General features: G+C 71.3%; 17 protein-coding genes. 9 read left to right on the top strand and 8 right to left on the bottom strand.

The annotated features are described in order from the left end of the window. Positions 1 to 163: 163 nt before the first annotated feature. Both ATC03_RS16540 and ATC03_RS16545 read right to left on the bottom strand, forming a co-directional pair. Positions 164 to 1,486, bottom strand: a complete 1,323-nt coding sequence (locus ATC03_RS16540) for an LLM class flavin-dependent oxidoreductase (protein WP_067879495.1) — start codon at positions 1,484 to 1,486, stop codon at positions 164 to 166. Further along, positions 1,483 to 3,000 (bottom strand): O-acetylhomoserine aminocarboxypropyltransferase/cysteine synthase family protein, encoded by a 1,518-nt coding sequence (locus ATC03_RS16545; protein WP_067879496.1) that lies wholly within the window; start codon positions 2,998 to 3,000, stop codon positions 1,483 to 1,485. Before ATC03_RS16545 ends, ATC03_RS16540 begins: the two co-directional genes overlap by 4 nt. Before the next feature lie 263 nt (positions 3,001 to 3,263). On the opposite strand from ATC03_RS16545, the gene ATC03_RS16550 reads away from it, so the two are divergent. From ATC03_RS16550 to ATC03_RS16560, 3 genes are all read left to right on the top strand, one after another. Beyond that, positions 3,264 to 3,533, top strand: coding sequence for a hypothetical protein (locus ATC03_RS16550; protein ID WP_067879499.1), 270 nt, complete (start codon positions 3,264 to 3,266; stop codon positions 3,531 to 3,533). A gap of 213 nt (positions 3,534 to 3,746) precedes the next feature. After that, on the top strand, positions 3,747 to 4,046 hold the full coding sequence (locus ATC03_RS16555) for a hypothetical protein (RefSeq protein ID WP_067879502.1): 300 nt from the start codon (positions 3,747 to 3,749) through the stop codon (positions 4,044 to 4,046). Next, on the top strand, positions 4,043 to 4,273 hold the full coding sequence (locus ATC03_RS16560) for a hypothetical protein (RefSeq protein ID WP_067879505.1): 231 nt from the start codon (positions 4,043 to 4,045) through the stop codon (positions 4,271 to 4,273). The genes ATC03_RS16555 and ATC03_RS16560 overlap by 4 nt, the downstream gene beginning before the upstream one ends. 187 nt (positions 4,274 to 4,460) lie before the next feature. Here ATC03_RS16560 and ATC03_RS16565 read toward each other — a convergent pair whose 3' ends face one another. Further along, positions 4,461 to 4,985: a methylated-DNA--[protein]-cysteine S-methyltransferase gene (locus ATC03_RS16565; protein WP_067879508.1), complete on the bottom strand. Its 525-nt coding sequence runs from the start codon at positions 4,983 to 4,985 to the stop codon at positions 4,461 to 4,463. Between the two features lie 96 nt (positions 4,986 to 5,081). Then, positions 5,082 to 5,714 (bottom strand): hypothetical protein, encoded by a 633-nt coding sequence (locus tag ATC03_RS16570; RefSeq protein ID WP_152030991.1) that lies wholly within the window; start codon positions 5,712 to 5,714, stop codon positions 5,082 to 5,084. Positions 5,715 to 5,794: 80 nt separating this feature from the next. On the opposite strand from ATC03_RS16570, the gene ATC03_RS16575 reads away from it, so the two are divergent. Continuing rightward, entirely contained in the window at positions 5,795 to 6,421 is a 627-nt protein-coding gene (locus ATC03_RS16575) for a hypothetical protein (protein ID WP_152030992.1), read from the top strand. A gap of 317 nt (positions 6,422 to 6,738) precedes the next feature. Further along, the gene (locus ATC03_RS16580; protein WP_067879516.1) at positions 6,739 to 7,251 is read left to right on the top strand and encodes a PKD domain-containing protein; all 513 of its coding nucleotides are present in this window, start codon (positions 6,739 to 6,741) and stop codon (positions 7,249 to 7,251) included. A 253-nt stretch (positions 7,252 to 7,504) separates the two neighbouring features. Here the strand turns inward: ATC03_RS16580 and ATC03_RS16585 are convergent, their stop codons facing one another. Both ATC03_RS16585 and ATC03_RS16590 read right to left on the bottom strand, forming a co-directional pair. Then, positions 7,505 to 7,870 (bottom strand): hypothetical protein, encoded by a 366-nt coding sequence (locus ATC03_RS16585; RefSeq protein WP_067879519.1) that lies wholly within the window; start codon positions 7,868 to 7,870, stop codon positions 7,505 to 7,507. Between the two features lie 154 nt (positions 7,871 to 8,024). Next, positions 8,025 to 8,867, bottom strand: coding sequence for a helix-turn-helix transcriptional regulator (locus ATC03_RS16590; RefSeq protein WP_067879521.1), 843 nt, complete (start codon positions 8,865 to 8,867; stop codon positions 8,025 to 8,027). Positions 8,868 to 9,103: 236 nt separating this feature from the next. Between ATC03_RS16590 and ATC03_RS16595 the strand changes: the two genes are divergently transcribed. Continuing rightward, a complete protein-coding gene (locus tag ATC03_RS16595; protein WP_067879524.1) occupies positions 9,104 to 10,048 on the top strand; it encodes an SDR family oxidoreductase in 945 nt (314 codons plus the stop codon). Positions 10,049 to 10,099: 51 nt separating this feature from the next. Here the strand turns inward: ATC03_RS16595 and ATC03_RS16600 are convergent, their stop codons facing one another. Continuing rightward, complete coding sequence (locus tag ATC03_RS16600) at positions 10,100 to 10,789, bottom strand: VOC family protein (RefSeq protein ID WP_084003763.1); 690 nt, start codon at positions 10,787 to 10,789, stop codon at positions 10,100 to 10,102. A 144-nt stretch (positions 10,790 to 10,933) separates the two neighbouring features. On the opposite strand from ATC03_RS16600, the gene ATC03_RS20025 reads away from it, so the two are divergent. The 3 genes from ATC03_RS20025 (at position 10,934) to ATC03_RS16610 (ending at position 14,133) form a co-directional block, all read left to right on the top strand. Beyond that, entirely contained in the window at positions 10,934 to 13,354 is a 2,421-nt protein-coding gene (locus tag ATC03_RS20025; protein WP_084003573.1) for a glycoside hydrolase family 5 protein, read from the top strand. 53 nt (positions 13,355 to 13,407) lie between these two features. Continuing rightward, on the top strand, positions 13,408 to 13,554 hold the full coding sequence (locus ATC03_RS20640) for a hypothetical protein (RefSeq protein ID WP_156997168.1): 147 nt from the start codon (positions 13,408 to 13,410) through the stop codon (positions 13,552 to 13,554). Between the two features lie 201 nt (positions 13,555 to 13,755). Then, positions 13,756 to 14,133, top strand: coding sequence for a YciI family protein (locus ATC03_RS16610; RefSeq protein WP_067879529.1), 378 nt, complete (start codon positions 13,756 to 13,758; stop codon positions 14,131 to 14,133). 57 nt (positions 14,134 to 14,190) lie between these two features. On the opposite strand, the gene ATC03_RS16615 is transcribed toward ATC03_RS16610, so the two are convergent. Next, a complete protein-coding gene (locus ATC03_RS16615; RefSeq protein WP_067879532.1) occupies positions 14,191 to 14,409 on the bottom strand; it encodes a hypothetical protein in 219 nt (72 codons plus the stop codon). Positions 14,410 to 14,451 lie beyond the last annotated feature (42 nt).

Consider the following 14,451-nt stretch of genomic DNA (forward strand, 5'->3'; position numbering starts at 1 on the left):
CATTCCCATTCGCGTTGCATCCTGCAACATTTCGTCACGAGTGCCCTGCACGCCGGTCGAGGAGGCACGCCAGCGCCGTCTCGAGACCAGCGCACCGGCCCGAAACGCTGGTCTCGAGACGCTTCGCTCCTCGACCGGCGGACGGGCGCGACCGACCACCGCCCTAGAAGTCGCGCAGGTTGCCCTGGATGCCGCCGTCGCCGAACGAGTCGCGCAGCACGCCGCGGCGGCGCAGGATCGGCACGAGCTCGTCGAGGTACTTGTGCACGGTGACGGGGTGCAGGTCGCCCGAGAAGATGAAGCCGTCGTTGTCGGCCTCCTCGCCGAACTCCTCGATGAAGTCGGCGACCTGCTCGGCGGTGCCGACGAACCCGGCGTGGTCGCTGATGCGACCCTTGCGGGCCTTGGCCACGAGCAGTTCGCGCAGCGTGGCATCCGCGAACGACGGCGCCGTCTTGCCGAGCAGCCCCTTGATGGTGCCCTGCGACACGTGCTCGCCGAAGATCGACGGGTCGAGCGGCCGGTCGAGCGGCAGCCCGGTGAGGTCGGTCTCGAGGTCGCTGGACTGCCCCTCGAGAATGGCGGCGAGCACCTCGTCGCTCGGGTCGAGCGAGGCGGCGACGACCCGGTCGACCTCGTCTTGGCTCGAGACGATCTCGGGCTTGAACACGAACAGCGTCTTGACGGCGTTCGCGGCGCGGCCGTGCGCGAGCGACGCGTCGATGATCTTCTGCCGGTAGGCGCGCACGACGTCGAGGTCGAGCGGCGCGTAGGCGAGCTGCACGTCGGAGTGCGTGCCGGCGAACGCGAGTCCCTTCGGCGAGCCGCCGGGCGAGACGATCGCCGGGTCGCCGTCGGTGAACGGGATCGCGTTGAGCGGCCCCGGCACGTCGAAGTACTCCCCCGTGAACCGGTTCTCGCGGATCTTCGAGCCGTCGGCGAACCGCCACGTCTCGGTGTCCTCGATGAGCGCGCCGTCGTCCCAGCTATGCCAGAGGCCGCGCACCGCGGTGAGCCATTCGCTCGCGCGGTCGTAGGCCTGGTCGTGCGTCACGGGCGGCAGGCCGTTGTGACGGGTGCTCGAGACATCCGTCACCACGTTGATGCCCACGCGGTGCCCGCTCAGGTGATGCAGCGACGCGAACTGGCGCGCCGCGAGGTAGGGCGGCCAGATGCCCGCGTTGACCGTGGGCGCGATGCCGATGTGCTCGGTCGCACCGAGCAGGTACGGCGTGAGGGCGACGGGGTCGTGCTTGGGCCCGCCGTACGCCTTGCGCACGCGCAGCTCGATGGTATCGGGCGTGCCGATCGACGGACCGTCTTCGATGATGACGAGGTCGAGGCCGGCCTGTTCGAGTTCGCGCACCGACTGCTGGTAGAGCTTCGGCTCGGTCCAGCGATAGTTCCACCGGTGGTACTCGTGGCCCCAGCCCTGCGGTCCGAAGCCGCGCGAGAAGAACCAGCCGAAGTGCTGCAGTCGGGTCATCGGGTGCTCCCTTCGAGCACGGATGCCGCGGCATCCGTCGTCGTGATCGTGCCCGGCACGGCGACCGAGGTCGCGACCGTGGTGTCGATCAGCACGAGGTCGGATGCCGCGGGCGCGCGCCGAGCGGATGCCGCCCGCACGGCGGCGAGGCCCCGCTCGAGGTCGCGCAACAGGTCTTCGGGCTCCTCGAGTCCGACCGAGAGGCGCAGCAGGCCGCCCGAGATGCGCCCGCGGGTGCGGGTCTCGGCGTCGAGGTGGGCGTGCGTGGTCGTCGCCGGATGCAGGATCAGCGAGCGCGTGTCGCCGATGTGGCTCATGCGGCTGAACAGCTCGACGGCGTCGTAGAAGGGCTCGGCCGCGGCCTCGCCGCCGTCGAGCACGAACGAGAGCACGGCGCCCTGACCGCGCGGCAGGTACCGCTCGGCGAGGTCGTGCGACGGGTTCGAGGGCAGGCCCGCGTAGTTGACCGAGAGCACCTCGGGCTGGTCCTCGAGCCAGGTGGCGAGCGCGGCGGCGTTCGAGGACTGGCGGCCGACGCGGAGCGACAGCGTCTCGATGCCCTGCTGGATGAGGAACGCGTTGAACGGGGAGAGCACCGGACCGAAGAGCGCGCCCGTGACCCCGCGGAGGTACGCCGTGTACGCGCCGGCTCCGTGGGCTTGGAGGTAGCTCGCGCCCTGCAGGCCCGTGTCGGGCTCGGTCAGGTGCGGGAACGCACCGGGCGCGGCCGACCAGTCGAAGGTTCCGGCGTCGACGACGACACCGCCGAGCGCGGCGCCGTGGCCCGAGAGGAACTTGCTCGCGGAGTGCACGACGAGGTCGGCGCCGTGCTCGATCGGGCGCACGAGGTAGGGCGTGGCGAGCGTGTTGTCGACGATGAACGGCACGCCCGCGGCCTGCGCGACCTCGGAGACGCCCGCCAGGTCGATGACGTCGTTCGTCGGGTTCGCGATGGACTCGGCGTAGAGCACGCGCGTGTTCGGGCGGATGCGGCGGCGCCACTCGTCGAGGTCGCGGGCGTCGTCGACGAACTCGACCTCGATGCCGAACCGGCCGAAGCCCTGCGTGAAGAGCGAGCGGGTGCCCGAGTAGACGCTCTGCGCCGAGAGGATGTGGTCGCCGGCCTTGGCGATCGCGAGCACCGCGACCGTGAGCGCCGCCTGACCGCTGGCGACGACGACCGCGTCGCGTCCGCGCTCGAGCTCGGCGAGCTTGCGCTCGAGGGCCGAGTTCGTGGGGTTGCCGGCGCGCGTGTAGACGTAGCCCTGGTCGTCGCCCGCGAACCGGTCGCGCGCCTGGGCGAAGTTCTCGAAGCGGAATCCCGCGCTCAGGTAGATCGGCGTGATGCGGGCCCCGAACGCGGCCTCGTCGTGCTCGCCCGCGTGCACCTGCTGGGTGGCGAAGCCCGGCTCCTGCGCGTCGACGCCGTCGTCGTACGCGGCGAACTCGTGCGCGGCGGAGCCGTGGTGGGAAGCGGCGAAGCCCGGCTCGTCGTGCGCTGGTCGGAATGGCATGCCCCATCTTCGGCCGCACGTTCTCCAGCGCCGAATGGAGCGCGACGCGCGATGTCACCGGCGGTCATGCGCCGTCACGTTCGCCCGCCCGCCGCCGCATCTGCCGCCCCCGCCGCCGCATCCGCCGGTCGAGGAGGCGCGCGCCAGCGCCGTCTCGAGACCCGCCCCGCGACATCCGCCGGCCTCGGCCAGCCCCTTGCCGATGGCTCGCCTGAGCGGAAGAGTGGGGTCACGCGCTGGATCGCGCGGCGACGGATGGAGCGATGATGACCAACCCCGAGAACACCCCCGCCGGCGATCGCGGCGACTACACCGAGACGGACTTCCGCGACGGCGACGAGAAGCCGAACGTCGGCGTTCCCGGCGACTACACCGAGACGGACTTCCGTGACGGCGACGAGAAGCCGAACGTCGGCGAGGGCGAGTACACCGAGACCGACTTCGGCGACGGCGCGGCGCCGCCCACCGGGGGCGAGGGCGAGTTCACCGACACCGACTTCGGGCACCACGCGAAGGGCGACTCCGCCGACTGAGCGTTCGGGCCGAACGGCTCGCCCGCACGACCGCCCGGCGCCGGTCCGGCGGGCCGGTCTGCGTCAAGCCTGCCTGCCTGCCTACCTGCCTGCCGAGCGGATGCCGCGGCCTCCGTCGTTCGCACCTCACTGTCAAGCCCCTCGCCACCGACCGGGCCCGGGGTGAGAGTGGAGGTCCTGCGTCGGTCGGCGCGGCGAACGGACGGAGCGACCATGACGGATCCCCAGAACACCAAGCCCTTCTTCCCCGACGCCGACGCGCCCGACGGCGACGGCGAGTACACCGAGACGGACTTCGGCGGCGGCAGCCGTCCGAGCACCGACGACGTCGAAGGCGAGTACACCGAGAGCGACCTCGGCGGGACCGGCCGCGAGGACGCGGAGCACGCCGAGGGCACGGCGGGCGGCGACCGCCGCGACCATGACGGACCTGGAGCGCCCGGCAACGCCGAGCCGATGTCGGAGTCGACCGAGGGCGGCCTCCGCGCCGGAGACCCGGGCGTCGAGGAATGACCGCCGATCGCGCGAACGCGCCGGGCGACGAGGCTGCGGAGGCCGCCGAGCACGCCCAGGCGGTCGAGGAGCAGCCCGCACGCCCGAAGCCCGCCGACCGGCGCCAGCCCGATGGCGCGCCGGGCTACGTCGAGGTGCCCGCCGAGGTTCAGACCGTCGATGAGGGGCTGCCGAACGACGAACTGCCCGACGACGAGACGATCGTCCGAGACGAGCCGAGCGCGTAGGTCGGCTCGCTCGACGGTTCGCGCCGCTCGACGGTTCGTGCCGCTCGACGCGGGATGACACGTATCGGAGCTCTCGACGGGGTCCCGATGCGTGTCATCGCATTTCGAGCGACGGATGCCGCGGCATCCGCCCCGCCGATCTGCGCAGCAGACCGAACTCGCGTCAGACCGAACCCGCGTCAAGCTGTCAGAACAACCGGGACTGCGCGACGACCGGTGCGCCCTCGAGCTCGAGCAGGAACCGCTTGCGCTCGAGCCCGCCCGCGTAGCCCGTGAGCGAGCCGCCTGCGCCGACCACGCGGTGGCACGGCACGACGATGCTGATCGGGTTGCGGCCGACGGCGTTGCCGACGCGCCGCGCGAGGTTGCGGTCGCCGAGCCGCGTGGCGAGCTCTCCGTACGTGACCGTCTCGCCGTAGGGGATCTCGCGCAGCATCGTCCAGACGGCGTGCTGGAACTCGTCGCCGCTCGGCGCCAGCGGTAGGTCGAAGCTCGTGCGTTCCCCCGTGAGGTACTCGGCGAGCTGCGCGCCGAACGCGACGACCACCGGGTCGGTCGCCGCGTCGACCTCGTCGCCGAGCATGTCGGCCGCGAGCGGATGCCAGTGCCCCGGGAACGTCACGCCCGCGAGCGCCGCGCCGTCGGCCATTTGCTCGACGACGACCAGCAGGTCGCCGAGCTCGGTCGGCAGCGTCGCATGTCGCCTGGTCATGTCTCCATGATCTCGCCTCCGCGGCGCGAGCTGGCCGTTCCGCGCAGCGGAAAACGGACCTCATGCCACGCCCGCACATTCCTGGGCGTCCGCGCCTCAGCAGAACGGCTCGCCGACCCAGTTCAGGATCGCGGTCACCTGAAGGTGCCGCGGATCCTCCGCGGTCGACGCGGCTGAAACGGCGAACTCGCGCCGCACCGGCACGACCGGAGACTCGGTCGCCGTCTCGACGCGGCAGAACGCGAAGTCCACGATGGCGCCGTGGGCATCCTCCGTGCGCCGGACGATGAACGCGTTCTCGACATCGACCCGAGTCTCGACCGCCGAAGTACTGAACACTTCCGCGGCGAGGAGCTGCTGGATGTCCAGTCCCATCGGGGGCACCGGGATGCTGTGCAGATGTCGACCGCTCACGTCGCCTTTTCTCGGCGCGGAGGTCTGCTCGTCGAGGTGGGCCTCGAGCGTCGCCACCGCAACGGCGAGCGCATCCTCGTCGTCGGCGAAGTAGCCGTCGGTCAGCTCGATGTCGGCGTCGTCTCCAGTCGTGACGTCGAGCCCATCGTCGTAGTCATCAAACCCATCGACGACGGGTCTCGACTGTGCGGCGGGATCAGGGCCGGGAGTCGGCGCGCATCCGACGAGGACCACGGCGAGCAGAGCGGCGGCCGCGGCAGCCGCTATCGCGCTGACGCGCAGCGTAGGGCCGGAAATCTGGGATACACGATGCATGGGCCGAACGTATGCGGCGCGGTGCGACCTTCTTCAGGCGCGACGGGCGAACCACCAGCGGATCGCCGAGGCGCCGCACTGTGGAGGAGCAGTCGGACTTGCATGTGGACAAGCGCGCGGGCAAGTCGAGCAGCCCCTTTATGGTGGTCTGCATGCCCATCCCCCGTGCGCGTCACCTCGCGCTCGTCGCCACCGCCGCGGCCCTCGCATTCACCCTGAGCGGATGCGGCGCTGACGCCGACCCGACCCCGTCGGCGACCCCCTCCCCGACCGAGGCCGCGCCGATCTTCGCGTCCGACGAGGAGGCGCTCGCAGCGGCGGTTGCGTCGTACGACCGCTACCTAGACGTCACGCAACAAGTGGGGGAAGACGGTGGCGCTGATGCTGACCGCATATTCGAGGTAGCAACCGAGGACTACGCGAACCAAGAGATTCCCAACTACAAAAGCCTCGCCGAGCAGCAGTACCGAGTAGTCGGACGCGGAACACTCGACGCAACGCGATTGATGGAGCGGTCAGAAACCACAGTTCGAATCTATGGATGCGTCGGAGTTGGCACGAGCAAGGTACTCGATGCCGATGGTGTCGACATCACGTCGGCCGATAGACCGGCCGTCGTTCCACTCGAAATCTCGTTTCAGGCAACGGACAATGGCGCTTTGCTAGTCGCCGGAAGTGATGTATGGTCCGGGGCCGATTTCTGTTAGCTACCGGCGCCGCCATCTTCATTACGGCGGCGCTCGTAGCAGTTCCAACCGCCGCTATTGCTTGTCCGATCTCGTTGATCATCGCCGGGAAGTGCGAATCCGGCTCAGGCGGTGCTGTCGGTGAGGGCACAGCACACGTTTGGACAACCGAGCACTCGTCCGCGCCCGAAAATGGATCTTCCGATTCGCAATCGGATGATCTCACGGACTCAACCGATGGGTCAGGAGGACCCAAACGCGTCCCCGATCCGTGGACCGAGGTGTGCCAGGCCGGGCACATCGAGTGCGTCGACGTCCTCGTGCCTCCGGGGCCTCCCGTGGATCCGGCACCCGGGGCAGCGCCGACCATCGTGTCGCTCCGGGACATCGCCTCGTTCCGTCCGGCGGCGCCCGGCAACGGCATGGAACCCGGCGGATGGGCCGTGGTCGGGCTTCCGGCGAACTTCGTGGCTGCGGCATCCGCTCAGGTCGTGGCGGGGACGCTGCTCGGTCAGCCGGCCGACGTCCGCTTCACGCCCGTCGGCTATCGCTGGACGCACAGCGACGGCGGCTCGACCACGAGCAGCACCCCCGGTGCCACGTGGTCCGCGCTCGGCAAGCGCGAGTTCAGCGCGACCGACACGAGCCACGTCTACGCCGCGTCGGGCGAGTACACCGTGACGCTCGAGGTCGCACTCGCGGCGGAGTACCGCTTCGCCGGCTCGGGCTGGCTCCCCATCGCCGGCACGCTCAGCGTCGCGAGCGAGCCCCGAACCGTGGTCGTCGGCGAACTCGACACCGTGCTCACCCGCGGTGACTGCGTCGCGGCTCCGGGTGATCCGGGCTGCTGACGCGCACTACTCTGTAACCCTGCAACTCGTTCTGCGGGGCGAGGTCACGGGCCGAGCCTCGGTACTCCGGTACTCCGGTACTCCGGTACTCCGGCACTCCGGCACTCCGGCACTCCGGCACTGAATCGAGCACGCGATCACCCGAGCGGGAGGTCTCGATACGCGGCCTCCTTCGTCGGGCGCTACTCGACCGGCAGGTGGCAGGCCAAGGGCCGCGGGCCAGCAGGCCGGCGCCGGGCCGGGCCGGCGGCGGCTACCGCTCGCCGAGCAGGAGGCCGCGCTGCGCGGTCTCGCGGCGCATGGCGTCGATGAACTCGGCGTAGGCGTTCTTGCTCTTCGCGTAGCCGATCGCACCGCCCTTGACCGCGCCGAGCGCGCCGTCCTGGTCGAAGCGCAGCCAGGTGTTTCCCTGCTCGTCGACCGCGATGTCGAACGTGAACGAGATGTGGAAGTTCTTGCCCGCCATCGCGCCGAGCAGCATCGTCTTGGAGAGGTTGCCGCGCTCGAGCTTGATGCTGTGCGCCGTCGGCTGCGTCGCCTCGTACCCGAGACCCTGCGCGATCGAGATCACGACCGGCACGGTCTGCTGCTCGGCGCCGGAGAGGATGAGTTCGGGCATGGATCGGGCTCCTTCGAGGTATACGGCCACACGACGATACCCCGGCCGCGCGGCGATCACCGACGCGGCGAGCCCGCCGGGTGAGTTCGCCGGGGAGCACGCCGTGACGGCGTGCTCCGGGCCGAGGGCCGCGCCGCGGCATCCGCCCCTCGTCTCAGCGCAGCACCTGCGCGCCGAGCACCGAGAGCAACGCCAGCTTCTCCGCGCTCTCGCTGCCGGGCACCGCCGTGTAGACGAGCAGCGAATGCGACTGCGCCGGGTCGAGCAGGGTCTGGCAACTCAGTTCGAGGTCGCCGAGTTCGGGGTGCCTGAAGTGCTTGGTCTCACGGGGGCGGATGCCGACCTCGTGCAGGTTCCAGGCCTGCCGGAACTCCTCGCTCTGCGCGAGGAGCGACTCGGCGAGGTGGGCCGCCTTCGAGCCGGGCCCACGCAGGGTCGCGACCTCGCGCAGCCCCGACACCCACAGCCTCGTGAGGAACGCGTGGTCCTCGGGGGCGTAGAGCTCGCGCGCGGCGGGGTCGGTGAACCAGCGGTAGCCGATGCTGCGGGCCGGGCCGGTGTACGCGGTGAGGTCGCCCGTGAGCGCGACCGCAAGCGGCGTCTGGCGCAGGCTCTCGCCGAGCTCGGTGACGATCTCGGCGGGCGTGTCCTGCAGGCGGTCGAAGATGCGCAGCATGCCCGGGCTGACGTAGTCGCCTGACGCGCCGCGGATGGGCGGGGTGTGGCCGGCGAGCCGGAAGACGTGGTCGCGCTCGTCGAGCGAGAGGTGCAGGCCCTGCGCGATCGCGGCGATCATCTGCTCCGACGGCTGCGGCCCGCGCTCCCGCTCGATGCGCGAGTAGTAGTCGGTCGACATGTGGCAGAGCGCCGCGACCTCCTCGCGACGGAGTCCGCTCGTACGTCGTCGCTGCCCGCGCGGGAGCCCGACGTCCTCTGGCTGCAGGGACTCGCGGCGATGGCGCAGGAACTCCGCCAGCCCTGCTCGGTCGATCTCCATGCGTCCCCCTCGTTGCTGCCGCTTCCTTTCTACCCCGCGCGCCGCCACGCAGCCACGGACTCCGGATCCCCCGATACCGGCGCACCCTCGCCCTGCGTATCGGGGGATCGACGGGCCCTGAATACGGCGGGCGATCTCGACGAGGGTGGAAGCACGACGCGAACCACCGCGAGAACGACCGCGTGAGACATCCGCGATCCACGTACCAACCACCGACGCCCGATCAGGAGCAGCACATGCCACGCAAGACCCCCGACCTCACCATCCCCGACCTCACCGGCCGGCGCGCCGTCGTCACAGGCGCCAGCGACGGCATGGGCCTCGGCATCGCGGCACGCCTCGCAGCGGCCGGCGCCGAGGTGATCATGCCGGTGCGCAACCGTGCCAAGGGCGAGCGCGCGATCGCGAGCATCCGGCAGTCGAACGCGGGGGCGGATGTCTCGCTGCGCGATCTCGACCTGGCCTCGCTCGCGTCGGTGGAGGCCCTCGCCGAGACCCTGCGGGGCGAGGGCGCGCCGATCCACCTGCTGATCAACAACGCCGGGGTGATGACCCCGCCCGAACGGCAGACCACCGCCGACGGGTTCGAGCTGCAGTTCGGCTCGAACCACCTCGGACACTTCGCGCTCGTGGCCGGGCTGCTGCCACTGCTGATCGAGGGTCGGGCCAGGGTGACCACGCAGATCAGCATCGCCGCGAACCAGGGCGCCATCAACTGGGACGACCTGAACTGGGAGCGCTCGTACGACGGCATGAAGGCCTACAGCCAGTCGAAGATCGCGTTCGGCCTGTTCGGCCTCGAACTCGACCGCCGCAGCACCGCGGAAGGCTGGGGCATCACGAGCAACCTCTCGCACCCGGGCATCGCCCCGACGAGCCTGCTCGCGGCCCGCCCCGAGCTCGGCCGCGACGAGGAGGTGTCGGGCCGTCGGCTCATCACGGCGCTCTCCAAGCGGGGCATCCTGCTCGGAACGGTCGAGTCCGCGAAGCAGCCCGCCCTCATGGCCGCGACCGATCCGGCCGCGAAGCCGGGCGCGCTCTACGGCCCGCGCGGCCTCGGTCACCTCGGCGGCGCCCCGGCCGAGCAGCGGATGTACTCGCGCCTCCGCAGCGTCGACGATGCGCGACGCATCTGGGAGGTCTCGGAGCGGCTGACGAGGACCTCGATCCCGGCGGGCTGAACCGGGCCAGCGCGCCGGGCCGCGGCGGCTCAAGCCGGGCCGCCGAGCCCCCTACGGCTCCCGCTCCTCTTCGAGCCGCACCGACTCGCGCCCCCACCAGGTCGTGATGTCGACGCCGTGATTCTCGGCATCGGCGAGCGTCCACCACTCGGGCGCCTCCGAGTCATCCGCCATGCGGCCCCCGGCGGCGAGCATCGCGGCGATGCGCGCGTGCACCTGGTCGTGCGGCACCGCCACGTCGACGTGCATGCGGCCCCGGCGGGGACGATCCTCGGGCATCTCGTCTTGCAGGAACACCGACGAGCCGCGGCGCAGCGGGTCCGCGAGGTGCCGCTCACCGGGTCGCACATAGCCGAGCGCCGCCTGCCAGAACGGCAGCACGTCGGCAGACGGCACCGACGCCACGGCCACCTGCACGACCTGCAACTGCGAGGCATCCGCACGCAGTCCGAGTCGCGACGCGAGCGCCGAGATCGCACGCGCGAGCTCGACATCGTGCACGCTCAGCTCGCGGATGTCGCGCGTGATGAGCTTCACCGCCACGCCCTCGCGCCGCAGATCGACATCGGGGTCGTGCCGCGTGTCGGCGACGAGCTCGGCGATGCCCGCGACGAACGACGCACCCTGCGCGAACGAGTCCGCCCGGAAGAACGCGTGCGCGCCCCAGTAGAGCACCCGCCAGTCATCGACCCCGTCTGCGTCATGGAACTGCTTCGGCGTGATCTTCTCGCTGGCGGTCATGCCGACCATGCTGTCGCCGAGCGGATGCCGCGGGCAACCCTCCCCGAAGGTCACAACTGGGTCACTTGTCCCACTTTGGCCTTGACCGGAGCGGGCGCAGTCCCGATGCTGATCTGACCCGAACCCCCGTCACGATGGAGTGTCATGCGTCAGGTCCGCCGTCCGATCGTCGCTGTCGCCGCGACATCCGCTCTCCTGCTCCTCCAAGCGGTGATCGATCCGACGGGACTTCTCGTGCTCGTCGGCTGGCCCGGCGGCACCCCGCAGGTCGAGCTCGGCTGGCCGCTCACGCGCTACCTCGTGTTCGTGCCGGTCATGCTGGCCGTCGTCTGGTGGGCAGCCGCCCGCGCCGGCGAACGCTTCTGGACCATGACCGCGGGAACCGTGCTCGCGGCCCTGCTCGCGCAGGCGGCGACGTGCTTCGCGATGACCGGCGACCTCGCGCTCGCGGCGTGGGCCGGCGGCTTCATCACGGCCAAGGCCGTGCCGTCGGCGCTCATCGTGGCGGCCGTCGTGCGGTTCGCGGGCGGCCCGCGCGACCTCAGCCTGCACGAGCGCGGCTCGGTCTGGCCCGGCGCGATCGCGTTCGGCGCCGTCGCACCGCTGCTCGCCGGCACCTGGTGGACGGGTGCGGCGTACGCACCCCTCATCCCGTCGCCGAGGCCCGACGACGGGCCGGTGCTCATGCTCCTCGGCATCGCGCTGCTCGTCGGAGCCGCATGGCTCGGCCTCCGCTGGATGCGCCGCCGCGTGCCCGGATTCCTCGGCGGCTGGCTCGCCGCGCTCGTCGCGGGCGGGCTGTTCGGTCTCGTGCAGGCGCTCGTCGGGCTCGTCGTCGACGACGGGTTCCGAGGCGACCTCTGGCCGCTGCTGGCGGCGTACATCCATGTGGCCGACGGGCTCGCCTTCGGCGCGTGCACCGGCTGGATCGTCGGACTCGTCGTGATCGTCGCCGACCGACTCCAGGCGCGGCGCAGGGCGACGGATGCCGCGGCGGGAACGCCCGACGCAGCCGAAGCGTCCGCGGCAACCGCGACGCCCGCGAAGGTCGCGGCCGCCGCCGGCGTCGCCGTGGCCGTGATCGCCGCGACCGCCCTGACCGCCGCGCTCCTCACCCCGGCACCGGCAGGCGCGAGCGCGACCGATCGCGCCGCGGCATCCGTGCCGGTCGACGTGCTGCGCGTGGAAGCCGGGCGCATCGCCGACGGCGAGGGCCGCCAGGTGCTCCTGCGCGGCGTCAACGTGAACCAGCTCGTCGACTTCTACCAGCCCCGCTCCGAGGTGCCGGCGACTCGCCCGCTCACCGAGGCCGACTTCGCCGACATGGCGACGTACGGGTTCAACGTCGTGCGCCTGAACCTGTCGTGGTCGGCGCTCGAGCCCGAGCGCGGCGAGCTCGACGCCGAGTACCTCGCCACGGTCAAGGAGGCGGTCGGCTGGGCGAAGGCGCACGGCATCCGCACGGTGCTCGACATGCACCAGGACGGCTGGTCGAACGCACCGACCGCCGAGGGCGCCGAGTGCCGCCCCGGCACCGATCCGATGTGGGGCTACGACGGCGCGCCCGAATGGGCCACCCACTTCGACGGAGCGCCGCGCTGCTCGTTCACCGGCCGCGACATCTCCCCGGCCGGCGACCGCGCGTTCGAGCACTTCTACTTCGACACCGACGGCGTGCAGCGGGCGCTCGTGCGCACCTGGGGCGAGCTCGCGGGCGAGTTCCGCGACGAGCCGGCGGTCGCCGGCTTCGACCTGCTCAACGAGCCCGGCTTCGGCGAGACGGCGCCCGTGACGACGTCGCTGAAACTCGGCGAGTTCTCGGATGCCGCGATCGACGCGATCCGCGAGGCGGGCGCCCCGCAGATCGTGTTCGTCGAGCCGAGCATCCTGTGGTCGGGCCTCGGCATCGACAGCGGACCCTCGCTCGGCTTCACCGATGACCCGAACGTCGTCTTCTCGCCGCACCTCTATGCCGAGTCGATCACGATGGACCGCTCCCTCGGCATTCCGACGATCGTGAGCACCGAGCGCCAGTTCGAACTCGCGCAGCGTGTGGCTGACGAGCACGGCATGCCGATGTGGTCGGGCGAGTACGGCTACTGGGGCGACATGGACTCCCGCATCGAGCGCCTCGAGCGGTACGCCGCCGAGGAGGACCGGCGCATGCAAGCCAGCGCCTACTGGGTGTGGAAGCAGTCGTGCGGCGACCCGCAGAACGGCATCGGCGAGTTCGGCAACGCGCTCGTTCCCGAGGACTGCGCGACCGGCGAGGACGCCTCCCGCCCCGAGCAGCTGCTCGGCATCCTGAGTCGCGCCTACCCGCAGGCCGCACCCGGCATGCTCACGAGCCTCACCGCCGGCACCGCGGGCGATGACGGCGAGCGGATGTCGCTCACCGGCGTCGTCGACGAGCCGACGTGCGGGCTTATGGTCTGGGTGCCGGGCGCGGCCGAGCCGACGATCGACGCGAGCGGGCTCACCCGCCTCGAGGTCGAGGAGCAGCCCGGCGGATGGCGCCTCACCGCCTGCGCCGACGGGGAGTACGCGCTGACGACCGACGGCTGAGCGCGGCGCGGGGTGCTGGAGTGGCGCTCACGGCCGGGCGTAGGCTGCGCCGCATGGCCGCCACCGAGGTTCGCGATCCGGTCCGTTCCGCCCTCGAGTCCGTGCTCGACGAGGTGCGCTCGAAGACCTCCGGGGAGGTGGCGTCGTACGTCCCCGAGCTGGCCCGCTGGATCCCGATCCGCTCGGCGTCGCGCTCGTGAGCGTGCACGAGGCCGGGCCGACGGCGGTGGCGAGAAGGTGGTCGTGCGAGACCCCGAGGGGGTGCTCGGCCACTGAGTACGCCCGGTCGAACACGCGAACACGCGAACACGGATCACGGGCTCGTGTCGATCCGGCCGGTTCCCGTTCGATGCATGAGTAAGAGGGGCTCCCAACAGCCCCCGACGACGAAAGGTTCGATCATGACGCAGTACTTCCTCACCGTTCCGCACGACTCCGCCGACGAGCCGACCATGGCCTCGATGCAGGAGGCCGACCCGGCCGAGCTCGCCGCCGTGATCGCCGCGGTCGACGAGTTCAACACCGCGCTCAAGGAGGCGGGCGCGTTCGTGTTCGCCGGCGGCCTCTACCCGCCGTCGACCGCCAAGACCGTCGACCCGACGTCGGGCGAGCCCCGCGTGCTCGACGAGCCCTTCGTCGAGGCGCCGCAGTACGTCGGCGGCTTCTGGATCATCGAGGCGGCCGACGAGGCCGCGGCCGTCGAATGGACGACGCGGGCCGCGCTGGCGCTGCAGGGCCGCATCGAGGTCCGGGCCTTCCAGGAGCCGCCCGCCGCCTGACGTCCGGTGATGACGTCGGCCGGCATTCCGTGCACGGCCGCGCCGGCGCGGCGCGATTCACTCCCGCGGGGTGCGGTGCCCTCCGCCGGTGTCGAGATCGTCGCCGGACTCGAGGTCGGGTCCGTCGCTCTCGGTGATGTTCGCCCCCTCGAAGAACGGATCGACGCCGAGCTCACGGGCGTGCTCCGCGCGCAGGCGCCGCTGCTCGTTCGCATCGTCGGCGAAGTCCCGGTCGTCGGGCAGGTCCTGGTCGTCGCGTCCGGTGGTATCGCTCATGTCGTCCTCCTCGGTCGATGCGTTCAGGCTAGTTCGAGCGGG

The sequence above is a fragment of the Agromyces aureus genome, from assembly GCF_001660485.1.
GTDB lineage: Bacteria > Actinomycetota > Actinomycetes > Actinomycetales > Microbacteriaceae > Agromyces > Agromyces aureus.

What these genes read in the sequence shown, in the direction of transcription:
- ATC03_RS16540 (WP_067879495.1), bottom strand. Translation starts at nt 1,486, where the DNA reads ATGACCCGACTGCAGCACTTCGGCTGGTTCTTCTCGCGCGGCTTCGGA.
- ATC03_RS16545 (WP_067879496.1), bottom strand. Translation starts at nt 3,000, where the DNA reads ATGCCATTCCGACCAGCGCACGACGAGCCGGGCTTCGCCGCTTCCCAC.
- ATC03_RS16550 (WP_067879499.1), top strand. Translation starts at nt 3,264, where the DNA reads ATGATGACCAACCCCGAGAACACCCCCGCCGGCGATCGCGGCGACTAC.
- ATC03_RS16555 (WP_067879502.1), top strand. Translation starts at nt 3,747, where the DNA reads ATGACGGATCCCCAGAACACCAAGCCCTTCTTCCCCGACGCCGACGCG.
- ATC03_RS16560 (WP_067879505.1), top strand. Translation starts at nt 4,043, where the DNA reads ATGACCGCCGATCGCGCGAACGCGCCGGGCGACGAGGCTGCGGAGGCC.
- ATC03_RS16565 (WP_067879508.1), bottom strand. Translation starts at nt 4,985, where the DNA reads ATGACCAGGCGACATGCGACGCTGCCGACCGAGCTCGGCGACCTGCTG.
- ATC03_RS16570 (WP_152030991.1), bottom strand. Translation starts at nt 5,714, where the DNA reads ATGCATCGTGTATCCCAGATTTCCGGCCCTACGCTGCGCGTCAGCGCG.
- ATC03_RS16585 (WP_067879519.1), bottom strand. Translation starts at nt 7,870, where the DNA reads ATGCCCGAACTCATCCTCTCCGGCGCCGAGCAGCAGACCGTGCCGGTC.
- ATC03_RS16590 (WP_067879521.1), bottom strand. Translation starts at nt 8,867, where the DNA reads ATGGAGATCGACCGAGCAGGGCTGGCGGAGTTCCTGCGCCATCGCCGC.
- ATC03_RS16595 (WP_067879524.1), top strand. Translation starts at nt 9,104, where the DNA reads ATGCCACGCAAGACCCCCGACCTCACCATCCCCGACCTCACCGGCCGG.
- ATC03_RS16600 (WP_084003763.1), bottom strand. Translation starts at nt 10,789, where the DNA reads ATGACCGCCAGCGAGAAGATCACGCCGAAGCAGTTCCATGACGCAGAC.
- ATC03_RS20025 (WP_084003573.1), top strand. Translation starts at nt 10,934, where the DNA reads ATGCGTCAGGTCCGCCGTCCGATCGTCGCTGTCGCCGCGACATCCGCT.
- ATC03_RS20640 (WP_156997168.1), top strand. Translation starts at nt 13,408, where the DNA reads ATGGCCGCCACCGAGGTTCGCGATCCGGTCCGTTCCGCCCTCGAGTCC.
- ATC03_RS16610 (WP_067879529.1), top strand. Translation starts at nt 13,756, where the DNA reads ATGACGCAGTACTTCCTCACCGTTCCGCACGACTCCGCCGACGAGCCG.
- ATC03_RS16615 (WP_067879532.1), bottom strand. Translation starts at nt 14,409, where the DNA reads ATGAGCGATACCACCGGACGCGACGACCAGGACCTGCCCGACGACCGG.